11 protein-coding genes and 1 pseudogene are annotated in these 18,172 nt (G+C 50.0%); 5 read left to right on the top strand and 7 right to left on the bottom strand.

The annotated features are described in order from the left end of the window. The 4 genes from QOL44_RS03335 to QOL44_RS03320 form a co-directional block, all read right to left on the bottom strand. Positions 1-996 (bottom strand): NAD-dependent epimerase/dehydratase family protein, encoded by a 996-nt coding sequence (locus QOL44_RS03335; protein ID WP_009060795.1) that lies wholly within the window; start codon positions 994-996, stop codon positions 1-3. A 6-nt stretch (positions 997-1,002) separates the two neighbouring features. Beyond that, positions 1,003-1,800 carry a glucose-1-phosphate cytidylyltransferase gene (locus QOL44_RS03330; RefSeq protein WP_009060797.1) on the bottom strand — a complete coding sequence of 266 codons (798 nt, stop codon included), beginning with the start codon at positions 1,798-1,800 and terminating at the stop codon, positions 1,003-1,005. 63 nt (positions 1,801-1,863) lie between these two features. Continuing rightward, a complete protein-coding gene (locus tag QOL44_RS03325) occupies positions 1,864-2,268 on the bottom strand; it encodes a transposase (RefSeq protein WP_079199621.1) in 405 nt (134 codons plus the stop codon). Positions 2,269-2,549: 281 nt separating this feature from the next. After that, positions 2,550-2,897, bottom strand: coding sequence for a hypothetical protein (locus QOL44_RS03320; protein ID WP_009060801.1), 348 nt, complete (start codon positions 2,895-2,897; stop codon positions 2,550-2,552). Between the two features lie 1,595 nt (positions 2,898-4,492). Here QOL44_RS03320 and QOL44_RS03315 point away from each other — a divergent pair. After that, positions 4,493-8,281, top strand: a complete 3,789-nt coding sequence (locus QOL44_RS03315) for an NACHT domain-containing protein (RefSeq protein ID WP_208526845.1) — start codon at positions 4,493-4,495, stop codon at positions 8,279-8,281. A gap of 720 nt (positions 8,282-9,001) precedes the next feature. Then, positions 9,002-10,621 carry an IS1634 family transposase gene (locus QOL44_RS03310; protein WP_045086697.1) on the top strand — a complete coding sequence of 540 codons (1,620 nt, stop codon included), beginning with the start codon at positions 9,002-9,004 and terminating at the stop codon, positions 10,619-10,621. A 222-nt stretch (positions 10,622-10,843) separates the two neighbouring features. Here QOL44_RS03310 and ltrA read toward each other — a convergent pair. Together ltrA and QOL44_RS03295 are read right to left on the bottom strand one after the other, a co-directional pair. After that, a pseudogene (ltrA, locus tag QOL44_RS11240) lies at positions 10,844-12,162 on the bottom strand (group II intron reverse transcriptase/maturase). 1,103 nt (positions 12,163-13,265) lie between these two features. Continuing rightward, positions 13,266-15,743: a glycosyltransferase gene (locus tag QOL44_RS03295; RefSeq protein WP_009060075.1), complete on the bottom strand. Its 2,478-nt coding sequence runs from the start codon at positions 15,741-15,743 to the stop codon at positions 13,266-13,268. A gap of 521 nt (positions 15,744-16,264) precedes the next feature. Here QOL44_RS03295 and QOL44_RS03290 point away from each other — a divergent pair. Then, complete coding sequence (locus QOL44_RS03290) at positions 16,265-16,438, top strand: hypothetical protein (RefSeq protein ID WP_283401203.1); 174 nt, start codon at positions 16,265-16,267, stop codon at positions 16,436-16,438. A gap of 94 nt (positions 16,439-16,532) precedes the next feature. On the opposite strand, the gene QOL44_RS03285 is transcribed toward QOL44_RS03290, so the two are convergent. Next, positions 16,533-16,766: a hypothetical protein gene (locus QOL44_RS03285; protein WP_134372616.1), complete on the bottom strand. Its 234-nt coding sequence runs from the start codon at positions 16,764-16,766 to the stop codon at positions 16,533-16,535. 467 nt (positions 16,767-17,233) lie between these two features. Between QOL44_RS03285 and QOL44_RS11235 the strand changes: the two genes are divergently transcribed. Next, positions 17,234-17,422 carry a transposase gene (locus tag QOL44_RS11235; protein ID WP_166791432.1) on the top strand — a complete coding sequence of 63 codons (189 nt, stop codon included), beginning with the start codon at positions 17,234-17,236 and terminating at the stop codon, positions 17,420-17,422. A gap of 375 nt (positions 17,423-17,797) precedes the next feature. Continuing rightward, positions 17,798-18,088 carry a hypothetical protein gene (locus QOL44_RS03280; protein ID WP_045086701.1) on the top strand — a complete coding sequence of 97 codons (291 nt, stop codon included), beginning with the start codon at positions 17,798-17,800 and terminating at the stop codon, positions 18,086-18,088. The last annotated feature ends 84 nt before the right edge of the window (positions 18,089-18,172 follow it).

Below are 18,172 nucleotides of genomic sequence, written 5' to 3'. Positions count from 1 at the left end.
TTATTTCATCAACTTCTTTTTTAGCCTCCGTAACCGGACAAATCGATCAGACTCAAAATCTTCCTTGGAAAATTTCTTTTTTACCATTGATTCATAGAGCTCTTCTAAGCCTCTATCCAGAGAATAATCAAGCTTAAAATCAGGCAGTGTTTTGGAGAGTTTATCAAAAGATACTCTATAATTTCTTGGGTCAGCTCCAACCTCTCCCGTATACACCACTTCGGCTTGTGGCACTAACTGCTTGACCTTATCAACAATCTGTCTGACCTGATAGTTCTCTTCGTTCCCTCCTATATTAATTGCTTGATTATGAATTTTCTCTCTCGGAGCCTGGATAAGTGCAATAAACGCTCGCGCAATATCTTTACAATGAACGAGGGGTCTCCAAGGGGTTCCATCGCTCAAAACCCTAATCTGCTTCAAGGCCAAAGCACAGGCGAGCAGATTATTGGCCACAAGATCAATCCTTAGCATCGGAGAATAACCAAAAGCCGTTGCGTTTCTTAAGAAAACAGGGGAAAAAGAGGCATCTGCCAGTTGCGATATCTCTTTTTCAGCTTCCACTTTGGATTGTGCATAAGCCGATACAGGATTAAAAGGAGCCGTTTCATCTAAATCTAAAGAACCGGCTTTCCCATAAACTGAACAACTCCCTGCATATAGAAATAACGGGATACCAGCTTTTTTAGCTTTTTTAGCTAAAGCAACCGACCCATCACGGTTTATACGATAAGTAAGTTTCTCATCAAGTTCTCCCATGGGATCGTTGGATATAGCAGCCAGATGGCAGATGACATCAATGCCTTCAAGCTTTCTTTCGTCAATCGACAAAAAATCCATCTCCCATTGTTCATCAGCTGGCACAATAGAATCCCAATGGCAGCCTTCAAAAAATCCAATATCACACCCTATAACTTCAAAGCCATATTCTTTACATAGGGAAACCAGATGCGCCCCTATATAGCCTTTATTACCAGTGATTAGAACTTTTTTCATATGGACCTATTTTTTGGTCAACCAGGGGGTATTGCCTTCCTCGACCATTTTAACAAGAATGTCTCTATCTCTCTGTGTATCCATACACGCCCAAAACCCTTTGTGCTTGTAGACTTTCAGTTCCCCATCTCTAGCCAAATTAAAAAGGGGAGCTCGCTCAAGGATACAGTTTTCATCTTCGGATAAATAAGAAAGAAATTCTCGTCTGAAAAAGAAATATCCTCCATTAATCCAATCGTTTTCGAAGTCAGGTTTTTCTCGGAAACAAATAACCTGATCTCCATCCACTTCCAGTTCCCCAAACCTGGAGGGTGGATTGACTCCTAGAATGGTACCAATTTTTTTGTGGTTAAGATGAAAGTAAAATTCATCAGCAAGATTCACATCGGTCAACCCATCTCCATAAGTCACTCCAAAATATTCGGAATCACCCACATACTTTTTTGCTGCTTGAGCAATCCGACTTCCCGTCATGGACCTTTCTCCCGTGTAAGCCATGGTAATTTCCCAATCAATCTGCTCGATGCTTTCGTGGATAACCGTCTTATTGTTCTTTAAATTGATTGTGCAATCATTGTTGAAAGAAAAAAAATTGTGGAAATAACTTTTGATCATTTCAGATTTATATCCCAAACAAAGGATAAACCTTCTGAAGCCAAACTTAGAATAACTTTGCAAAATATGCCAAAGGATAGGATGCTTGCCAATTGTTACCATGGGTTTTGGTCTAAACTCCGTTTCTTCCCTTAATCGTGTCCCCATTCCTCCACACAACACAAAAATAGGAATTTGGCTTAAGTTCATGGAAAAATTTCTAAAGCTTGTATTATTTCTGAAAATGCTTTTTCTTTGCAACCACTTTTTTTCTTAGCTACTTTTTTTCCTTTCCATTGTCAGCATTCCTGTATTAACGATTTTTCCTCCTCCTGATCCTTCAGTTTTATCCCCTCCGTCGGATAGTGCACTAGCCAGAGCTCTTGGTTTGACTGGTGGGGAAGGCCATCCTATTCCTCTGCCTCTTGCTATTCGATATCCTCTTTGAGTACGGTTAATGGGGCTTTCCCGCACCTGATAACCCAGTATGAACGGCTCCAAAAAACTTGGCTTACGAGAGAAACGGACGACCATAGTGGTATACTCTCTGCGGAGAAGCCAGAAAGAAGTTGTCTTGAGACTCTTCACCAAGCGGCTGATTTCATGATTTGCTGGCAAAGCAAGCAGCAAGTGAAGATGATCCGATTCTCCGCTTAACTCAAATAACTGCTGCCCCATCCTTCCCAGCGCATGGCCGCAATAGCACGTACACGGGCAAGAATTGGGCGAGTGAGCGCCTTGCGGGGTGTTTTGTTACAAGCACTAAATGGTAATGCAACACGTCAACGTAGTAAGGTAGAAAGTGTCAACGCACTGGACCTGTCATTGCACTAAATGGCCACTATCCAGCGTTGCCTCATGAGGATTGCCTCACACGCTGGTCTTCCCTTTCTAGGCCCCGTTGAGCGCTAGGTTACCTACTAGTACTATCCTTCCAAAACCGTACGGGATGAACTTTTTCAGACTTGCTTGGGGTGGTCGCTTCCTCTGGAGCCTAACACTTGAGGAGTGCAGGCAAGCGGAGAAAGTGGAAAAGCAAAGCATCGGTTTGACCGAGCAGTGCCGATTGTCTCACCGATCTTCGCTTCCACAGTGCGCTCCTCTCCTTGATCAATGCTCAATCTGTCCAGATAACACTCAAGAGTCTCAATTTCGCCCTCCAGGCGTACGTCCGTCGCATCCGGTAAGGCGAAAAGCCTGGTTTTTCCCACTTCAAGCAGGCAGGCCGATTCAGCGGCTCTGGCTTCCAGCAGGTCAGTGGCGGCTGCCGCCCAGAGCGTTTGCTCTAACCGCCTGCGGTCCGACATGATAATTGCAGTGTCTAACTAGTTTTTGCATGAACGACATCGAACGAATGGAATTAGAATCTGTGCGAGACCAATTCGCGCATGTAAAAGGCGAATGTTTTAATCTCTCTCGCGCAATCATCTGCCTCATGAGAGCGGATGGGTTCTTGCCCCTTGAGTATGGCACAACCAAAGAGCGGGTGCTTAATGAAATGAAGGAGCGTTCACAAGCAGTCATGCGATAAGCCAACCAACGGCCCGGAAAAAATTTATGGCAAAGCGAGATCTGAGGAAATGGCTCGAAGAGGAATCGAAAAGAGAATCAGATTCTGTTTTCTGAACAGATCGGTTGGATGGCAACGATATGGATGGATATTGCGAAGAGTTTTCAATGAGGTACAATGATCTAGACGCATACAGGAGAGAGTTACGTCCCGCATCGAAGGCGTCAGGAGTGTCGGAGGCATTAGTGCGGCGGTTCTGCGCGGCCTCTCTAATTGGCACCACTGCTCCAAAATGTACAACAGGGTCAAATTCTAAGATCCTGTGGAAGTGTGAGCCACATTCTGACTGAAATCGCACGAGTATTGTGAGGCAGACCCGGACGCTATAGCCGCGCTGGCGGAATGGAAACTAGCAGAACAAAAGCATCAAAGGTCTTGACGAACTGCTGTGGCGAGTGACTTGAATGGAATGGTTCCCCCCGCTACCAAAAAGCCAAAGAAATGCGGTCGGAAAATTGCACCGTCACGGTCAAAGGACAAAACGCCAAAGTCACGTTGCTGAATGGAGAAACATTCAACGCATTGGCACTAGGGTCTTTGAGTTCTGGCAAAGAAAAACGAATTGAACTCAGAAAAAAAGAGTGTTCAAAGAAAGAGCCTGCTCGAAGAGGTAAATAGACTATTGCCCGACTATTCGTTTCAGTCGATCGATGACGAGTATTGGCGGCTCAAATCAAGCGCGAAGGCCAAACGCATCTGATTTCCGAATCACTCAAAGGAGCTGGTTAGGAAAAGCACGACGTTCCGTCAGGATTGACGAAACCTCCCTCGTCAGCGCGTTGAGATGCTGACGGCTCGGGAAGAATGGGGCCTGGCCTTCCTTTTTCGCGACTCAACGAGTGGTGACTGACGACTGGCTCATCCTGGAAAATCGAAAAACTATTTGCATTCTGAGGTTGGTCAAAGCTTATGAAAACGTAGTGGGAGAAATGCCGGTCGCGTGCAAACCCTAGTTGGACAGAGCACTTCCAATCCTCTAGCATATTTTGCATAAGCGAATTAGATAGGACGTTTAGCCACGTCAATCGAACGTTGAGTGCGTAAACGATGGCTTGGAAGAGGAAGAGGTCATTAAGGTTGGTTGGTCGAGTGGATTGCGTTTTGATGACAACACTATATACTATTAAGTGGTTATATTGAGGATCGGAAAGATACTATGCGCCCATTGCTCGCGTTTGAGCTTCATCGCAACGCAGAGGAATCGGTCCGACGCGTGAGCTTGACTGTCCCTATAATTTGACTATGTGTCCCACTCACCAATCATTCTGTGCAGCACTGACTGATCTCAGCAAAGAGCAAATCCGTCAAGCCGGGCAGAGATACACGCCAGGAATGGATACTAATGCACCAAATATCCGGATTCACTCACTCTTCACTGCGATCCAGAACCTCGCCTGTGGAGAGGCTGCTCTTGCTAGATTTCAGTCGATGCTGGATGAATTTTCCAAGGCTTGGCGTCGCGCCAAATACTACAGTCAGAAGCCCGACGCAATTCAGATACGAGTGGAGAATGCTCGCGCGTTCTTGCCACTGTTGATGTATCGCCTGCGCGCGCGTGACACAGGGGCGGCGGAAGAGTGGTCGAAGCTCCTCTCCGACATTGAAGTCGACTTAATGGCGGATATGAAGCGCTGGCGTGCCGAGGAGACGAAGCTGTTGCCGGCCGACAGAGAGAGCGGCTACTCCTCTGTGCATAACACTGTTCGCAACAACTTGATCTCCATCCGCCAATGTCTGGCCATTGTGCATAAGGAGAAGGAATACATCCAGAGTCCAGCGTTCAAAGTTCTGCTTGATCCGCAGCTCCTGGTAATTGGTGAATGGGGCACGGGTAAGACGCATCTGCTGTGCGATGTCACGCAAGATCGGCTCGATCGCGGCCAATCCACCCTTTTTGTTCTGGCCAAAAACTTTCAAGGCAGCGTTGTTGCGGAAATCTGCAAACGACTTGATGCACGCCTCAAGGTAGCGAAGATATTCGACCTACTTGAAGAATTGGCAAGCGAGAGTGATGAGCGGGCGGTTGTCATCCTTGACGGAGTAAACGAAGGCCATCGTCATGAGTGGAGAAAAGCGGTTGCCACTTTTCAAGCACTCGTTGCAGACCGACCGAACATTGGGCTAATCGTCTCGTGCCGAACGCCGTTTGAGTCCATCGCCCTCAAGAAAAAAAACCTCGAGAAATTTCATGTGATCCGTCACGACGGATTCGAAGATCAAGAATTCGATGCTCAGGCGGCCTTCTTTCAATACTACAACTTGCCTTTGCCCGAAGTACCGCTGCTGGACAAAGAATTCTCACGGCCGCTCACACTGAAGCTGATCTGCCAATCATTCCAAGACCTTACAGGAAAGAAGTTGGAACAGGGGTTTACAGGTATCGCCTCGGGTCAAAAGGGAATGACTTATGTCCTCGAGTCATTCGTCAAGCGCGTTGGCAAGCCGATTGAGAAGAAATATGGTCTGAGGCCCAATGGGTGCTGGGAACTACTAAAGGGAAGCGATCAAATCCGCGACAGGAAGCTCTCCGGCTTCGCGCCGTGCATGGCAGAGAATCTGCGGGACTATGTTAGCCGATTGCAGGCAGATCGCATCATCGCAGCCAACTACCAGAAATTGGAACCGTCACGGCGGCGCCAGCTTCTTGACGAGCTACGGACAAACGGCCTCATCGAAGAGGATGCCGTCTGGTATTCAACCAACTCCAGGCATAAATTCCGGGTTGTCTTCCGTCTTCCCTACCAACGATTCAGCGACCACTTGATCGCACGGTATTTGCTGAAGACGCATCTCGATGTTTCTTCGGTTGCAACAATCAAGCGAAGCTTCACTGCCAAATCCCCGCTCGCGCGGATTTTCCAAATGCCCAAAGGATACCAGCGAGTGTACGCAAAACCGAACTTGGCGCAAGCGCTGATTACCGAATTTCCGGAGCGTGCGGGGGAGCGATTGCCGCCTGAGCAGCGAGAACTGTTCTTTGTCTTACCTAAGCGCGCTCAGGATTTGGATGCCTACCGCGACCCATTCATCGAAGGTGTCTTTTGGCGCGCCTCTAAGTCTTTCACCCAGGGTACGCAGGCTCTCATCAATAAATATTTGAACGCTGGGTCGCTGGTCTGGGAACGAATGGTTGATGCCTTGGCAGCCGTCTCGATCAAGCCAAAGCATCCGTGCAGCGCCCGGCATCTATATGATTTCCTGGCGCGCTACCCGATGGCGGAACGCGATCTTAAGTGGTCTGAATACCTTCGGAGACGGCACACATCGCCCACCATTCACCGGTTACTGACCTGGGTAGAGAAGCTCGACGCGGTAAAAATGACGGAGTGCTCTGTGACGGAGGTCGTTCCATTGCTTTCCCTAGTCCTTACAACGGTCGTTCGCCGCGACCGCGACCTAGCCACAAAGGCGCTTGTGTTGATCGGCGAAAAGTTTCCCAAAGAGCTGTTCACCCACGTCGTGACGAGCCTCGGATTCAATGATCCCTATGTGCCGGAACGCATGTTAGCGGCTGCGTACGGGACGACGTTGTCTTTGGTGGACTCGGAAGAGGCACCGACGTTTCGACCCTTACTCGGGGATTTTGCGAACACCCTGTACGAAGAGATGTTCGGACCTGGTGCGCGCTACGCAACCCACCACACTCTGATGAGGGACTACGCGCTTGGTATCATTCAGATCGCCCAGCGCGCGGGTGTCGTTGCGCTACCCAAAGCCGCTAGCCGATATCTTGCGCCGCCGTTTCCGAACACACCTTCACCATTTGCAAGTGACGGCACGCCTGATCCAGCTGTGAAAGAAGCTATTGGTCAAGCCATTCGTATGGATTTTGGCAACTATACGATAGGACGCTTGATTTCCAATCGGGAGAACTACGACTGTAAGAACACAGATTATGTCCAGGTTCTTGCGAAGATCGAGCGACGCATTTTCGACTTGGGGTACCGAGCAGATCGGTTCAAAGAAGCCGATATGGAGATCTACGATGCGTCATGGAATGCACGCGACCAGGAGAAGGTGGATCGGTACGGAAAGAAGTACTCGTGGATTGCCTATTTCGAGATGTGGGGCGAGCGAGAAGCTGCAAGAAAGTTGCCGGATTGGAGCATCGGAGAGAGAACGCCAGATTGCTCAATTGATCCAAGTTTTCCGAAGCGACCGCCCGGCTGGACGCCTCCAATCCCTGATCTGTTTGGCGACCCGGGTGTTGCCACCGAATCCTGGGTCGAGAGCAGTTTCATACCGAACTGGCGTCCACTGCTCGTGGTTCCTGAGATCAACGGACACCCCGGTGATTGGGTGCTTGTGCAAGGGTTTATCTACGGTGTTGACGAGAGTCATGATCGAGAGCTCTTTGCCTCCTTGCGCGGAGTCTTCGTTGCACAAAGAGATGTGGCCAGCTTTAGAGCGAAGTTTCTTGCGGTGGAGTACCCCGGGAGTAACGCAATCCCCAAAGGAGCAACTGAATATTATCTCTACGCGGGGGAGGCTGGTCGCCGTCAAAACTATGCGCGGCAGCTATACCAGCGGAACGGCCGGTACCGTCCACAAATCGCGGAGGCGTTCGACCGACACGTGCCTATGTTTCTGAAAGAGAAGACTGCGCCCGACACCGTCAAGACTGGATCGACGTCTGACGAAGCAATAGAGACGGACATTCCATTAGGCTCGATTCCGAAGCGCCACGTCCCAGGCATCCGCGTAGAGATTCCGTACATTCATTTCGGCTGGGAATCATATCCTTCGTCGATTAATGATTTTTCAGATTTCTATCTCCCCGCGCCCAAGTTGATCCAGTGCGCTGGCCTAGCGAGCAAGAATCGCGAGATCGATTTCTACGATACAATGGGCAAAGCCGGGACTCTATATCGTGAGGCCGGGGACGGTTGTAAGGGAAATCAACACAGCTTATTATACGTCCGTGCCGATCTCCTTCGGCGTTACCTGAAAGACACGCGCCAAGCTCTAGCCTGGTGCATTTGGGGCGAACGGGACTGGTTGAAGAAGATGGAAGGTCACGACAAGATCCACGACCCTGTCAGGGAACGGATCTACGAAGCACATGGCCACATTCACCGCGCGTTTTTTCTATGGTCTGTCAAGGACTCGAAGATCATCTAGGACGGTTGCGCGATGTCTACCTTTATTCAGGATGCTGTCATGCGACCATTGGCAACGAATGACCGCTCGGAGTCTGTATCTGCCCTTCACCAAAAAACTCTACAGACATGCTTTGAAAGGTGATGGCACAGATCATGGTTCAATAAACTGGACTCCATCTCATTCCTACCAGAAGCATTCTGAACACGGTCCTCACCGTTTTCACCTACCAACAAATAACAAGCAAGGATTATCAGGGTTTTAGTCCCGGAGGCCATACGTTCCCAACCAGATTTTGCATATAGCCAATCGAAATTTTCTTTTGGGAAAACGCGAAAGGATGCCACTGAGGAGAGGTGGGACTAGACCTTATCGATTGCGGGAAGTGAATGTAAGGCTTGCAAGGGTGTTCGTTTCCTGACTTTTTGCCGCTCTGATGGCATGTCTGCCGGGCACGAACGTCGAGATCCTCTATCCTAAGCAGAGGAAAAGGAAAACAGAGAAGACGGCTGGTACAGTGGTTTGCTGACTTTCAGAGGAAGGACCTTCATCCCTGACAAGGAGGCCCAATTCAGGCTTGAGCCGTCCAAGCTGGCGCATAACACTAGCCCATCTTCCGCAAGTTTTTGACCATTTTGTTGATGTATCAATGACTTATATATATTCGTGTAGGACTAAATAATATTTTTTATTTTCATTATATTGTTGGCATCGTAGTAAGGACTTGTTAGTTAGGTAGACGTGTATTTGCAGGAGGTCCGCACACGCCACAAAGGGAAGATCTATCGATCCTATATTGTCCGAGAGTCCCACCGGGTGGGGAAGCAGGTGAAGGCACGCCGGATCGCCAACGTGACCCGGTTGCCAGAAGAAGCTCGGGAAGTGCTAGCGGCGGCCTTGCAAAAGAAGCGTCTTGTCCCTGTAGAGGGGCTCGAAGCCCAGGAGGCACTTGATTATGGAGGATTGGCCGTTCTCGAAGAAGCCTGGGGTCGCTTTGGCCTCGATGAAGTCTTTGCCAGTATTGGCTCGGAGCGGAAACGAAGGCTTTTGAAGGCAATGATCTTTGGCCGGATTCTCTTTCCTTCCTCGAAGCTGGCCCTTCGGGAGGAAGCGCGGGGGACTCTTCTGGCCAAGGCTTGTGGGCTCGAAGAGAAGGATCTGGAGGAAGACGAGCTCTACCGGGCGATGGATGAGTTGAACGGCTGTTGGAGTGGGATTGAGAAGAAGCTTTACCAAGGAAGTCAGCCGCAGGGGGCGAGCCTGGTGCTCTATGATCTTTCGAGTGTTTACTTCGAAGGGGAGGGCCCTGAGGGACTAGCGCAATATGGCTATAGTCGGGATCACCGGCAGGATCGGCGACAAGTTCTTCTGGCGGTGGCTACGGATGGTCGGGGGATTCCGTTCCATGTGGAAGTGCTGAGAGGGAATCGGGCGGACCGCACGACCTTGACGGGGCTCTTGGTCACGCTCAGACGGAGGTTTGGGATCCAAGAGGCGACCTTCGTCTTCGACGGGGGGATGAGGAGTTGTTGGAACTTGGAGATCCTGACTGGCATGGAGCTGGAGTACGTGACCCGGTCGACTCGGGCCAAGCTTCTGGAGATTCTCAGTCGTCTGCCAGAAGATCGGCAGCTTTGGCTAACGGACCGGACGCGGGTACTGGAGATTGAACAGGAGGGAGTGCGCTATGTCATTGCGGGAGGAGAATGGCGGGCTCAGCGGGACCGCGAACGGCGGCAAAGCCGCATTGCCCAAGCAGAAGAGGTGCTCCTCCAGATCACGAAGGCGACACGCCGAGAGGTGAATCCCGTGAATCTCGGCAGCCGGGTTGGCCGAGCGCTGCAGAGGCTTCAAGCGCACAAATACTTCCAGTACGGCGTCGACGCAAGCGGCCGGTTCTGGTGGAAACTGGATCAGGAGCGGGTCAAGGAAGAAGAGGCGACCGACGGTTGGTATCTCTTGGAGACCAATCTCCCGGCGACCAAGGCTTCGGGCCAGGCGGTGCTCACCCACTATAAGCAGCTAGCTGTGGTCGAAGCCGCCTTCTCGGAGCTCAAGAGCTACCTGGAAGTCCTTCCCGTCTATCACTGGCGACCGGACCGGGTCCGCAACCATGTAAGGATCTGCTTCCTGGCCTTCTGGATAAGTGCGCTGCTCGGAGCCGAATGGGCGGCTAAGGGCTTTACCGAAGAGGTGCCCAAGGTGCTTCGGCGTCTTCAGACGATCCGCTTGGTCAAACTCTCTCTAAAAGGACAACCGCTGATTGGGCTCTTCTCTCAGATTCCCCCTGAGTTGAATGCCCTGCTTCAAAAGCTCGATCTGCTTTCCCTCTTCGCTTCTCCGCCCAAGTGGGCAATGTAGGCAGAACGAAAAATCTATTTCGTTCTGTTGCTATCACTTATGACGCAATTTTGTAGAGTCGAGGAGTGGCGCGGTGCGACGTAGGAGGGCCATAGCGGGGGCTGCCCCTTTCGGTATGACAGTGCCTGAGTATTTCTCCCTACCGTCCGATTCCACTCCCCGCTCGTCAAATCGGATGAGCGGGTTTCCCGCATCCGGCTTTCGGACAAGAGTGGGGCAGGATTACGCCCACGGCAGGCTCCGCGCAAAGTCCACCAGCGAGATAAGAGCCAGTTTCTCCAAGTGATATTGATTCGGGAAACGAGTCCTTCCCTGCCTAGAGATTTTATGCTTTCGACAGAGCCACCGGCGGAGCCGATCCCTCACGTGGCGGTCCACCGCCCGATAGGATCGGCTTACCGATCCAAGCCAGAAGTAGTTCGCCCATCCTTGCAGCCGACAGTTGAGGAACGAGACCCTCTCGGCGCTTTCCTTTCCTTGGGTACTCCAGCAAGTCGCCTCGCTCACGCTGAGGAGAAGCCGTAACACCCGTTTCTTGGAGAGCCGAGTTCCCAGATAGCTACGTCCCGTGATGGGCTGGTAGCAGAGACCAAAGGTCTAGCCGAGAAAGTCGAATCTCTGCTCCGGCACTCGGCAGATCCGGGTCTTTTCCGAGTTTACCCTAAGCCCGATCCGCGTCATGATCTGTTCCATTGATTTTCTTGCTTCCTGGGCGGAGCGGCGGCAGAGAATCACCTAGTCGTCGGCTTACGAAACGATTCGCGCCTTTTACTTTGCTTCCCAGCCTTGCCGCTTCCAGTCCAAAATAAACCGCCTCATATAGAGGTTGGCCAGGAGTGGAGAGAGGGGGGCTCCTTGCGGGGTCCCCCGCCCGCTATCCTTGGCCTGGGTCCGCCGCTGCTTCCTCCCATCCTCGTCTTCTTCTTCGACGGCCATCTCCAACCATGCCTTCAACAGAGCGAGCATCGTCCCGTCGGAGATCCGTCGGGCCAGGCTCTTAAGAAGTGGATCATGGGGAATGCTATCGAAGTAGCCGCAGAGGTCGGCGTCGATCACCTCAGTATAGCCCTTCCTTAGGAGGGCATGCACCTGCTTTACCGCGTCCAGGGCGCTTCGCCCTTCTCGGTAGGCATACTGTTCTTCCGGTAAATCGACCTCGAAGATCGGTGCCAGCACAAGGACCGCTGCCATCTGTGCCACCCGATCCCGGATCGTCGGTACCCCTAAGGGCCTCTGCTTTCCGTCGGGTTGGGAATCCATACCCGCCGAACCGCTTCCGGCATATAGGTCTTGTTGCGGAGTTCCTCCGCCAGTCGATCCAACCAGCCATCCACACCCTCTTCCTCGATCCGCTCAAACCTCTGCCCATCCACTCCGGCCGCTCCGCCGTTCTTCCGGCAGACTACCCAGGCGTGTTCGAGCACGTCCTTGCGGTAGAGCTTGTCGTAGAGAGTATAGAAGCGATAGGTCAGATTTGCCTTCGCTTTCTCCTGCAACGCCATCTGGAGCTTCCAAACACTCTCGGGAGGTTCTAGACTCACTGCCAATCTCCCTGCTCTCGCTCTTTCGGGCGTTTCCCTTGAACTAAGGTCCCTTCCCTCCATCGGCCTTTCTCCGACTTCCCAGGTACTATGGACCTATCCGATTCCCACCTGATTCCGCTCCGTCCCTCGCAGGGCAGCGGTCGGTCCGCCTGGCTCCGCCAGGATCCCAACCGGATGGGTCTCCCGTGTTGATGCATCTCCCTTTGCAAGCATGCCGTCGCCCAATACCCCGGCGGCTTTCCCCAGTGCCTCCATTGCTCTCCTTCCCGGGGAAACATCGGCCTTCGCCTATTTGGCACCAGCTCGGCGTCCGCATTGCCCTTTTCGAGGCTTTGTTCAGCGTTCATTCGCATTACGGCCTGCTTGCTCGCTGACCCGCTTTCCGAGCCTTTTCCCAGGGGCTTCGACCACCAGCGTTGCCGCCAGTAGCCGCCCCAAGCGCTTCCGGCTGGAGCAATAGTTGCCGGATGGGGTTCACTGCCACCCCACTGGGCGATGCACCCTTTCCACGGCGCACGCGGAAGATCAGCTAGCCTTCGGGCAGGTGGTGCCGTACCCAACGAGTATCACATATTTGCGACCCAGCCCTCTGTGAGGGCGGGCCGCCGGGATGAACAACTGGCAGCCAGAAAGCAGGTGTAGCCTGGACACGGGCCAAAGTTGTCTAGCTAAAGCACGGCCTCAAACACCGCCGGTTCGCCGGCGGGTTCTCCACGGGGACTTCCCACAAGCCGTGCATATTAACAAGAAGATCACCCGTTCAGAGGGTTGAGAGTGTCACAACCGAACTGATGCTGCTCATTATGGCATATTCCTCAAGTTGGATAAGAGACTGATGGCTTGTCTTCGAAAAAATTCCTCTAAAGCTACGATATATACGCGATGGAGTTTCTTGCAGGCATTTTACCAATATCACCTTTCCTCGACCTCCTAATATAACTCCCCGGACAAGACCATGCTGGCTAGTCTCTAAGCGGGAAGAATTTTTTTTTCATCCAAAGCATCTTCAACATCTTACTCCAAGATGTGGCTAGCATTTTGGTTTCGCTTGATAGGAATCGTCCCAACAGCAACGCTAATAGCAACCTATCTCACATGCTTTATTGATTCCTAGGAAATACAAATAAGGATAGAAGATTTTCTTCGAACCGTTTAGGATCACAATCAATTTTGACCTTGTTGAGCGCGCTCTCTCTTATCTTTTTCCATAAGAATGCATCTTGATAAAGTTTTTCACAACAGACAGCAAAATCTTCTGGAGAATCAGCAGCAAGCAATTCTTCTCCTGGGATCCATGCGAGTTGCTTAGCTAAAAGCTGGCTTGCCACAACCGGCAAGCCATAGGAAGCTGCTTCATGCACTTTCATTGGAATTCCAGCTGCATAACGGGTTGGAGCAATAAAAACTCTGCATTTTTCAAAGAAGGGTTGAAGATCTTCCACAAGGCCCAAGAACTTTATTCCCAAAGGGCTAAGTTGTTCTACAAACTCTTCTGAAACCTGACCTATAGCTAGCACCTCAAAGCTAGAGGGGATTTTCTTTTTTAAATGCGGAAGCACATAGTGGGAAAACCATGATAAGCCATCGGTATTAGGACTTTCCTCGCCCATATACCCAACAAAAAGAAAGCCCGATCTTTGTTCAAAGCTACCCTCAGTAGGCTTGCAATGAATCGAATGGCCAAGAATATGCACATCAAAACCCTTTTGCTGAAAATATTGAGCTTCTTCTTTGGAGACCGCAACAACCCTGTGAGCATATTGGGCTATTAGAAGCTCTTTATCGATTAATTCTTTTTTTTCGTTTTCCTTCAGTGCAAAACCTTCAAGGCTTTTCTTCAAAATTTCTCTTCTTGCAAAGATCGCTTCGGCATCGTAGATAACTCTGGTGTTGCTAAATAAATCAGGTCTTTTTTTAATAAGCTTAGCCACAGGCACAAAGTTGTGGATACGACTCACAAAAATAAAATCGTAATAATCCTTTCTTTCCTGCAAAAAATCTTCAAGTCGTTCTGAGCTCCATCCAATCATCAGCTCAATTTTTTCCATAAAAGTCATTTCCAAATGTTTCTTAGAATACTCTTGGGAGAGCATGGGATAAAAGGTCACAAAATATCCTAACTGATCGAGAAGCTGCAATATTGTAATTGCCCTAGGAAAGCCTTTTCCCATCATGAAATGAGGAACACAATCATCCAGAACTAATATCCTGCCTTTAAAACAGCTACTTTTTTTCTCCTTCTCTGCTAAATAGACGGATTGATGTCGCTTGTCTCGGGCTTTCAACACATCACCATCATCTCTGTGCATCAATTGCAATTGTTGCTTCCATTTTTCTAAGAATTTCCACCGGTTTTTTTCCATCATGGCTTTGATAGTTTCAAGTGGACGGCTTCCAAATTCATAATGAAAAACCAAGGCTGCCGGCTGGTACAGAACTTTATAACCCATGGCCCAAAGACTCATACAAAGATCACTATCTTCATAATAGGCGGGAGCATACTGTGGATCATAGCCGCCAAGTTTTTCCCATAATTCTCTACGCACTAGCAGACAAGCCGCTGAACAATAATCCACCTCTCGTACAAAGTTATACTCAGACCTCATTGGATCTGGATCATTCCTTCCGTAGGCAAGGGCACTCCCATCAGCCCAAACAATAGACCCTGCTTCCTGTAGAGTCCCATCTGGCCTAACAAGCTTACAGCCCACAGCAGCACAGCGCGGATAAGATTCCATAGTTCTTATCATTTGGTCTACACTTTGTGGGCTAAGAATAATATCATTGTTCAATAGGAGAAGGTATGGGGCTTTAGCCAGCAACGCGGCTTTATTAACGCTAAGCAAATACTCCAGATCAGTATCATTCCTAAAGGTTTTGATGCCTTCGGTTTTGGCCAGGAGCAGGGGCGTCTCATCTGTTGAAGCATTATCAGCAACGATCAATTCGTAAGGCAATCCTACATATGCCAGAATGGATTGAAAGCATTGATAGAGTAATTCGGCTCTATTCCTGGTGGATATGACAATACTCAAAAGAGGGTTTGAAAAAACAGGGAATTTAAGAGTTGTCTTAGGATTGTTCAAAAAAAACAATAGTGAATGTTTAAGCCATTGGGTATTTTGAGTGATTGGACTTAAAGAGGGAGTTTCAGGTTTAGGGAAGGCAGAAAAAACTTCAATTTTTTTTTCGATTCTTTTCTTCCTCCAATGTTTGGACTTGAACACGACGACAAGGTGTCGACTCAACTCTATCCATGAGCCCGAAGAAAGGAGTGCAAAGATTTGAACAAACTTAATACCTCTACTAAGATCACAAAACCGTTCAAAACCACACATTGGATCCACCGAAAGATCAGCCGAGGCATATTTTTTTTGGATATCGGTCCTTTCCATGGGGTGACAAAAAAACACATCTTTTTTGCTTTGCACCTTAATTTGTTTGGCTGCTTTCCCCTCAGCATCAAAAAACCAACCACAGACATAAAACTTTGAGTTTCTTAAGTAAAGAAAAGGTCGAGCGGGTTTTTCAATAAAATAAAAATAGTGGACCCCTTGAGAACGTGCGGGAAAAATCATTCAACTTGACCCTTATAAGCAAAATGAAGAGGAGGGTCAACGCATTTTTAAACTCTTTTTTTAACAGCGCATTGCCTCAAAATAATCATACTTTTCTGTCTTTTGGAGTCATGGGAGTCGGCCTCTAAAAGGAGGGAGAATTTCAACAAACTTTATACTTCTACAAGACCAAATAGTAACACCCACTAAAGCGGATGAGTTTCTAGCTAGTATGCACGGCTTGTGGGCATCCTCATGGGGAACCCGCCGAGGAACCGATGGTGCTTGAGGCTGTGCTGCAGCTAGACAACTTTGGTCCATGTCCAGGCTACACCTGCTTCCCGCCTGCCGATTATTTACCCCGGCGACCAGTCCTGGCAGAGGGCTGGGTAGCAGATACATGATGCGCGTTGGGTACGACACCACCTGACCGAAAGCTAACGGATGCCTGTTGACACCACCGACTACATCCCGGTGCCCTGAAAGCCACATTCCGGGTATCGCCCATTCCATCCATTAGGCTTATGACCATGGCCGCATTCTTGACACCGGCCAGACCTGCATCGCTTGTCACCAGTGAAGCACTCCATGCAGGTTTCCTCTCTCTTCTGTATCAAATAGTCTATCACCTTGCCAGATTCCCACTGGCTCATCCGCTGGTTGTGATCGCCTCTGCAGGCGCCGCGGCTAACGCCATCAGAATTGCCAGCGAATAGGGACTGAATTCCATGATACAGGCAGAATTTCACGACATTCCGAATGCTTTTGTAGCGCAGGCATCTCTCGGAAACAACCGAGGCATTCCCGTTGTTAGAGACTACGGTGATCTGGTGTATCTGGATGAAATCCACCGTCGCATGCCGTTCCATGACTGATTGCGAGTCCGAATCGACAGTCGATTCGACCAGGGATAGGTGCCATTCGTTGGGCAAACAATTCCTGAAGATCAGGCAAGCGGATTTGCCTGAGAGCCAAGCTGGACGTGGCAATATCAGAGACGAACCTCTTCGTCTTATAGGGAGAACCCTCCGCTCTTCCTCTCATCCCATTGCTTAGGCTGCCCACATCTGGGGAAAATAGCGCCTGTCCTTATATGGATAGCGGATGGTCTTGCGGCCTGCGCGGCGGCTCCTGCCAGTTGCTTCTACAGCTACTTGAAGACGTAAACGACCTGCTGTGCGCTTTGAGCATGCCAGCCGTAGCGACCTGCGGCGGTGGATTTTTGGGATTCTCTATCTCCAGGCCATGTCTCATTCGTCTAGCGAGCCTTGAAATGCCTGTCTCGGCAGGCCATACAGATCTTGGCCGCCACTATCTGGCCTTGCCGAATGATGGGAAGCCTCTCTTTTGGAGATACGCTTCAAGGATAGGAGACGGACCAGTTCCATAGTTGGTATCTTCGCGTTATAACTGATCCATTGTAAACCGAAAAAACGAGATGGACACATTATTAGCTCGCCTATCCCTTCCTATGGAAACCAAAATACTGTCGCTGAATCCTATCCGGCGAGGTGAACGCGGTCTGTAAGGCTCTCCTCGCCGAATGCTGTCGACAATTCGCCTTTCGGCTGCCAGCTTTGGAAATGGGCGTCGACCATGTGCATTGCTTCGTATCGGCCATGCCTCGTTGGGCTCTTTCAACGATCGTAAGACTGCTCAAGGGTTATATATCCCGCGGGGCTATCGAAAACGGTTCCTGAAGCTCAAGAATATTGGATATCGCCGGGAACATCTATGGACGCAAGCCTTTATGTGAGAACGGCTGGGACCGTATCAGCGGAAGTCATCCGCCGATACATGGCGTAGTACCAGCTAACTAGCCGTAATATTTGAGTGTCATATAAAGGGACCCTTTCCTTTCCTACCTCTTTTAATCATCAAAAAAAGAGAAGAAAAAGATGATAAAAAAGGCTGCTAGGAAAAGATCAGCAATCGAAAGAAGTTGATAAGCTAAAGAAATTGATTAAAGAGTAGCTTATTAAGCTGATTGTAAAAGTCAACTATCCCTCCCTTAATGGGAGGGGCTTGTAGGTAATTACAAGTCGGGTTGATCAGGATAATTACGGAGCAGATCGATGCAAAGAAGTAACTACGTAAATGATAAGCTATACAAGATCCATTCCGGGGTACTTCTTCAGTCCCGGCCCCTGGAAGGAGGGGGTCATGCAGGAGAAAGGCAAAGCGCCGAAGGTCCCCTTCTCCTATGCATGCGGGTAGCCGGTTGCGCTCTTTCCCAAGGGAAGCGAGTCAGGAACGCCAGCCAGGCTCCGTCACTGGCAAAAGCTGGTTGGGACGTACACCCTGGGAAGGGGGGCAGAGTGAACCCGCCTCTCTATTCCCTTATGGATATTCGTGAACCAAGATAGCATTGGAGAAAGGAGATGCGGGAACAGGGGCGGCTCACGCCGCCGCGCTATCCCTCCCTGGCCTGAACGCAGGGGTTTCCCGCA

This window comes from Candidatus Methylacidiphilum fumarolicum, from assembly GCF_949774925.1.
Taxonomy (GTDB): domain Bacteria; phylum Verrucomicrobiota; class Verrucomicrobiia; order Methylacidiphilales; family Methylacidiphilaceae; genus Methylacidiphilum; species Methylacidiphilum fumarolicum.
This window is presented reverse-complemented; position numbering and strand designations above follow the sequence as displayed.